General features: G+C 41.5%; 4 protein-coding genes and 1 pseudogene. All 5 read left to right on the top strand.

The annotated features are described in order from the left end of the window. The first annotated feature begins 249 nt into the window (after positions 1 to 249). On the top strand, positions 250 to 1,209 hold the full coding sequence (gene leuO, locus L4C33_RS18000; RefSeq protein WP_428813788.1) for a transcriptional regulator LeuO: 960 nt from the start codon (positions 250 to 252) through the stop codon (positions 1,207 to 1,209). A gap of 213 nt (positions 1,210 to 1,422) precedes the next feature. Further along, positions 1,423 to 3,231 carry an AMP-dependent synthetase/ligase gene (locus tag L4C33_RS17995; protein WP_428813787.1) on the top strand — a complete coding sequence of 603 codons (1,809 nt, stop codon included), beginning with the start codon at positions 1,423 to 1,425 and terminating at the stop codon, positions 3,229 to 3,231. 457 nt (positions 3,232 to 3,688) lie between these two features. Next, the gene (locus L4C33_RS17990) at positions 3,689 to 5,428 is read left to right on the top strand and encodes an acetolactate synthase 3 large subunit (RefSeq protein WP_428813786.1); all 1,740 of its coding nucleotides are present in this window, start codon (positions 3,689 to 3,691) and stop codon (positions 5,426 to 5,428) included. Positions 5,429 to 5,430: 2 nt separating this feature from the next. Continuing rightward, the gene (gene ilvN / locus L4C33_RS17985) at positions 5,431 to 5,925 is read left to right on the top strand and encodes an acetolactate synthase small subunit (RefSeq protein WP_428813785.1); all 495 of its coding nucleotides are present in this window, start codon (positions 5,431 to 5,433) and stop codon (positions 5,923 to 5,925) included. A gap of 145 nt (positions 5,926 to 6,070) precedes the next feature. Continuing rightward, positions 6,071 to 6,928: pseudogene (locus tag L4C33_RS17980) on the top strand (diguanylate cyclase); the annotation flags it as partial.

Raw genomic sequence — 6,928 nt, 5'->3', positions numbered from 1 at the left:
ATTCAAAACAATAAAATCTATATTTTTAGTATTTTTTATAATTAATCAAGGTGTTGATATTTAATGAATAATTAAGTGATTAGGTAAAATTACATTATTCTTTATAAATCTTGTTGGTGGCATGCGATTGATTGGTTAATAGTAGATACCAGCTCGCATATATCGAGCATATAAATATTAGAAAGACCGGTTATCTATTCCAACCGAACTAAAAATTGAAAGCTGTCGTGACCAACAAGAGGTAACCTGATGTTAGATAAAAAAGATGCGATGAGTGCTATTGCAAGCTACAGAATGGAAAGCACATTACGTGGTGTAGATTTAAACCTTTTGACTGTGTTCGATGCTGTAATGCAAGAACAAAATATTACTCGTGCAGCACACAACTTAGGCATGTCTCAACCTGCGGTAAGTAATGCCGTTGCTCGCCTAAAAGTGATGTTTAATGACGAACTATTTATGCGTCAAGGTCGTGGTATTCAACCAACTCAGCGTGCTCGTCAGCTGTTTGGCCCTGTTCGTCAGGCGCTGCAATTAGTTCGTAATGAACTTCCTAGCTCTGTATTCTCTCCAGAAACATCATCTCGTCTGTTTAAGCTAGCAATCTGCAGCCCATGCGATATGCGTTTTGCACCGAAAATCATGTCGACTATTCACACTCAAGCACCTAATGTTCAACTACATATGGATGCAGAGTTTGACCGTCAGTTGTCTGAACGCATGCGTTACCAAGAAATTGATTTTGTGATTGATTATGCTCGTTTTGATGAGCAAGGCTTTTCAAGCACAGAGATATTCCAAGATGAATTAGTTGTTGTCGCATCTAAATCTCACCCGCGTATCAATGGAGTTGTAACTTCAGCTGAATTGCATGCTGAGAAGCACGCGAAACTGTCTAAGATCCATGGTCAACGCAGCTTCTCCGAGCAGGCTTACCGAGATCTAGATTGCATGGCTTACTACGAAGGCACAAGCTTGAGTAATGTGCTGTATGTCGTTGGTCAATCTGAGCTTGTGACTATTGCACCGCGTTGGATGGTAGAAAACGCAGCAAATAAAGATCAACTGCAAATCATCGACTTCCCGTTTGATAATGGTGCTATCTCAGGCTTCTTAAGCTGGCATGAGTCAAGTGAGAAAGACAAAGGTCACATTTGGTTACGAGATCAACTGATGATGATCTGTGGTGAAGTGGTTGCGCTTTCATAGAGATTAGCGTTTAAGCGTACTCGCGAGAGACCAGTATCCATCAATATCGAGCCCCAAGTTGGTAATTTTCAGCTTGGGGCTTTTTACTGGCTACTATTTGATAAAAAGCGCAGTAAAGGTGATAACTTTGACGTTCATCAGTTGCCTTTTTTTGCATCAAAGGTACACTTGTGCGCTCAAAAAAGCTTACAGGTGTAAGCCAAAGGTAAAGACATGGCCAATTTAGATTTTCATATCGTAAAAAGACTTCGAGACCAGATAGCACAAGGTGGTGAACGCACTGCTTTGAAACATAAAGTAAGCAATGCTTGGGAAAGCATTAGCTGGAAGCAATTTGGTCAACAAATCGATACGCTTTCACTGGCGTTATTGGCTCAAGGACTGAGAATTCAAGATAAAATCGGTATCTTCTCTAATAATATGCCTCAATGGACTGTGGCTGATTTCGCATCTCTACAAGCTCGTCTTGTTACCGTACCTATCTATCCAACAAATACTGCTGCGCAATCTTCTTATATCCTCCAAAATGCAGACGTAAAGATTCTGTTTGTGGGTGAACAACCTCAATTTGATGTCGCGGTAAGTATTTTTGAAGAGTGTGACCAGCTTGAGTTGATTGTTGCCATGTCGGACGATATCGACACTCAAGGCCATGAGTTTGCTATGTCTTGGTTAGACTTCTTAGCTAGTGGCAATGAGTCACAGCAAGCTGAACTGAATACGCGTCTAAATGATGCAAATATGGATGACTTGCTGACGCTGATTTATACCTCAGGCACGACAGGTCAACCTAAAGGTGTAATGCTAGATTACACCAACATCGGCTCTCAGTTAGAAGGGCACGATGAGCGCTTAAGTCTGACTCAAGATGATGTTTCGTTGGCCTTTCTACCTCTATCTCATGTATTTGAGCGAGCTTGGACATTCTATGTGCTTTATAAAGGCGCAACCAACTGTTACCTGCAAGATACAATGCAAGTTCGCGATGCACTCAGTGAAGTACAACCAACCGTGATGAGTGCAGTGCCACGTTTCTACGAGAAAATCTTCTCTGCAATCCATGAAAAAGTATCTAAAGCTCCAGCGATACGCAAAGTGCTATTTACTTGGGCGGTGAACATGGGAGCGAAGATGGCTCTCTGTCATCAAGAAAAGCGCAAGCCTTCTTTTATGCTGCAGAAAAGCTACAACCTTGCTGATAAGTTAGTGCTGTCTAAGCTGCGTGCCTTATTAGGTGGTCGTATTAACTTTATGCCATGTGGTGGTGCGAAGTTAGATGAAACCATCGGTCGTTTTTTCCATGCTATTGGTATTAACGTTAAGCTTGGTTACGGCATGACAGAAACAACAGCAACGGTTTCTTGTTGGGACGATAAATGTTTCAACCCAGATTCGATTGGCATGGCAATGCCTGGCGCAGAAGTGAAAATTGGTGAGAACAACGAAATCCTTGTTCGTGGTCCAATGGTGATGCGTGGCTACTATAAAATGCCAGAAGAAACAGAGAAAACGTTTGATGAACAAGGCTTCTTAAAAACGGGTGATGCAGGACAGTTTGATGAAAACGGTAACCTGTTTATTACTGACCGTATTAAAGAGCTGATGAAAACATCGAATGGTAAGTACATTGCACCACAGATGGTGGAAGGTGCGATTGGTAAAGATCACTACATCGAGCAAATCGCGATCATTGCAGACACTCGTAAATTCGTATCAGCGTTGATTGTGCCATGTTTCGATACGTTAGAAGAATACGCAAAAGAGTTGAACATTAAATACCATGATCGTCTCGAGCTGATTAAAAACAACCAAGTTCTTGAGATGTTTGAGAAGCGTGTTCATGGCTTGCAAGGTGAACTTGCTAAGTTCGAGCAAGTGAAGAAGTTCAAGTTGCTGCCCAAGGCATTCTCAATGGATGATGGTGAACTAACACCAACGCAGAAACTTCGTCGTAAAGTGATTAATGATAAGTATCAAGACGAAATTGAAGAAATGTACAATGATAAGCCGAAAGATAAGTAATATTTAGTTAGTTTATTTTTTAGTTGTTTAAAAATCCCTCTAAGAGCATTAGCTCATATTTAGAGGGATTTTTTGTTTTCTGCTAAAGGGAAATGTGCGGTAACGCACACCAAATATGGATGATAATAAAGAATAAATCGGTTCCTTGTTGTTATTTTATGCTGTTTTATTTTGTATTTGTGGTGTTAGTTGTCGTCTGTTTGGTGGTGTGTGGGTTGAGTGGCTAGTTTTGTGCTGTTGAATGACATATTGTTATTTTTGCTTCAGATCTAGGGTTAGACCCTATGATAAGAAAGAGTTACAGTTGTTACGTAACCCTGCTGGTTGTTATCACGATAAGCAGGCATAGCCGAAAAGTGGAAGTATTTCGATTTAGGCTACGAATAAGACCTAGACTATGTAAAACCGGCTCAATTAGTTAACCAAAACAATTTGAGACTGGCTAAGGAGAAACAATATGACGACGAAACCAGAAACAGCAATGTTGTCCGGTGCAGAGATGGTTGTTCAATCTCTTATTGAAGAGAATGTGGAGCAAATCTTTGGCTATCCAGGCGGCTCAGTATTAGATATTTATGATGCTTTGCATGCTAAAACTGATCAAATTAAACACGTTCTTGTTCGTCACGAACAAGCAGCGACTCATATGGCTGACGGTTATACACGTTCAACGGGTAAACCTGGTGTTGTATTAGTATGTTCAGGCCCAGGCGCAACGAATACTGTTACAGGTATTGCGACGGCTTATATGGATTCAATTCCAATGATAGTTATTTCTGGTAACGTACCGAATAGCTTAATTGGCAACGATGCTTTCCAAGAGTGTGACATCGTTGGTGTATCACGTCCTATCGTGAAACATAGTTTCTTAGTTAAGAAAGCTGAAGACATTCCAGAAACCGTTAAAAAAGCATTTCATATTGCGACAACTGGTCGCCCAGGCCCAGTTGTAATCGATCTTCCTAAAGACACGATGAACCCGCAAATTAAGCTTCCTTACGAGTATCCAGAAACCATCAAAATGCGCTCGTACAGCCCAACAACTACTGGTCATAAGGGACAAATCAAAAAAGCCCTTAAAGCGCTATTAGAAGCGAAGAAACCAGTACTTTATGTTGGTGGTGGTGCAGTAATCTCTGAAGCAGATAAACCTCTATTTAAATTGGCAGAAACTTTAAATCTGCCAGTTGTAAGTACATTAATGGGGCTGGGCGCATTCCCTGGTACTCATAAAAACTCACTCGGTATGTTGGGTATGCACGGTCTGTATGAAGCCAATATGGCGATGCACAATGCCGACCTGATTTTTGGCATTGGTGTACGTTTTGATGACCGTACAACAAACAATCTAGATAAGTACTGCCCTGATGCGAAGATCATGCACATTGATATCGATCCATCGTCGATTTCTAAGAATGTAAAAGTTGATCTACCAATTGTAGGCTCTGCTGAAAAAGTGCTAGAGAGCATGGTGGCTTTGCTTGAAGAGCAGGGTGGAACCAATGACAGTGAAGCCTTAGAAAGCTGGTGGACTGACATTGAACAGTGGCGAGCGCGTAACTGCTTAGATTATGACAAGTCTTCTGAGAAAATTAAGCCACAACAAGTAATAGAAACTCTGCATAAAGTGACAAACGGCGATGCATATGTAGCATCGGATGTTGGTCAGCATCAAATGTTTGCTGCGTTGTACTACCCATTCGACAAACCTCGTCGTTGGATCAACTCAGGTGGTCTAGGAACTATGGGCTTTGGTCTTCCTGCTGGCATGGGCGTTAAGTTCGCTAAACCTGACGAAGAAGTCGTGGTAGTTACGGGAGATGGTAGTATTCAAATGAATATCCAAGAGCTGTCGACTGCGCTGCAATACAATATCCCAGTAAAAATTATTAACTTGAATAACCGTTTCTTAGGCATGGTAAAACAGTGGCAAGACATTGTTTATCAAGGTCGTTACTCAAACTCATACATGGATTCAGTGCCAGACTTTGCTGCAATTGCAGAAGCATATGGGCACGTAGGGATGCGTATTTCGTCTCCTGATGAGTTGGAATCGGGTTTAGAAAAAGCACTAGCAATGAAAGACCGTCTGGTTTTTGTCGATATCAGTGTCGATGACACCGAGCACGTTTACCCAATGCAAATAAAGGGTGAAGGCATGGACAAGATGTGGCTAAGCAAGACGGAGAGAACTTAATTATGAGACATATTATTTCACTACTTATGGAAAACCAGCCTGGTGCTTTGTCGCGTGTTGTTGGTCTATTTTCTCAGCGTGGTTACAACATTGAATCTCTTAATGTATCTCCAACCGATGACGAAACTCTGTCTCGCTTAAATGTAACGACTAACTCTGATGAAATGCAGCTTGAGCAAATTCAGAAACAACTGCATAAGTTGATCGATGTGCTTAAGGTACAAGAAGTGTCGGAACTAGAGCATATTGAGCGTGAATTGCTTATGGTGAAAGTGAAAGCGAGTGGCTTTGCGCGAGCTGAAGTAAAACGCACTGCTGATATCTTCCGTGGTCAGATTGTCGATGTTACGGCTTCTCAGTATACGGTTCAGATGGCAGGAACCAGCGAAAAACTTGACGCTTTTATTCAGGCTTTGTCTGAAGTAACCGATGTCTTGGAAGTTGCTCGAAGCGGTGTTGTCGGCATTGCCCGAGGCGAGCGAGCTTTAAAAGCGTAAGCTGCTTAATTAAAGAGAACATTCTTAATCCATAAAGCCACTCAATTAGAGTGGCTTTTTATTTAGTTCGAATCTTATTGTAGGTATAATCTGCAGCCATATTTTTCGTGTAACTGAGCTGATGATGAGAAACATAAAAACAATCATGACCCTTCTCATCACATGTGTTCTCTTCTTTGTGTTAGTGGGGCTATATTACGCCCAGCGTTATCAAGAAGTGAAAACTGCCAGCTTTGAGCAAACGGCCAAACAAGCTCTCCATCAACTGACCTATAGTGAGCGAGAGTACAGCAATATGCGAGATCAACTTTCGTCCATCATGGATTTGCTTGGTCATAGTCAAAGTCTGATCAGCTATGCTCGCTTTCCCACAGAGTCAAGTCGCACCGTTCTAGAAGAAGTTTGGAAATCTGTTTTAGTAAACCAAAAATGGTATACCAAGATACGGGTTCTGGATCTTGAAGGGAAAGAAACTGTTCGGCTGGATTATTCTACTCAATCACGCATCGTTACTTTGCCAGATGAATTGGCTGATAGGTCAGCGTTCGATTATTTCAAGTACGCCCAAACATTGGAAAGTGAAGAAATAGGCTCTTGGGGAATCGAGCTTGAACGTGGTTCTGATGAGAAAGTGTCTTACCCCTATACACCTATTTTGAGGGTGCTGACTCCTATTGTTGATGAAGGTACTAAGCTCGGTTACTTGGTTATCAATGTCGACGTAATGGGCTTAGCTTCTCGTTTAAGTTACTCGCCGGACTTGGATTTTAGAGTGGAAGCGGTCAATAAAGATGGCTTTTATATATCGAGTTATAACAAAAGTAAGTTGTACGGCGATGTCATCCCTGAAAGGAAATCTTATAACCTCGCTAATTTAGCTCCAGATCTTTGGGAGTCTTTAGCGCTTGAGCGTTCAGGGTATGTCTTCGAAGACGATAATTTATTTGCTTTTAATACCGTAAATCTTTCACGTCATGAATCGGTTTATCTACTGGTTCAGATG

Origin of the sequence: Vibrio makurazakiensis (assembly GCF_050337375.1) — a bacterium.
Classification (GTDB): Bacteria; Pseudomonadota; Gammaproteobacteria; order Enterobacterales; family Vibrionaceae; genus Vibrio; species Vibrio makurazakiensis.
This window is presented reverse-complemented; position numbering and strand designations above follow the sequence as displayed.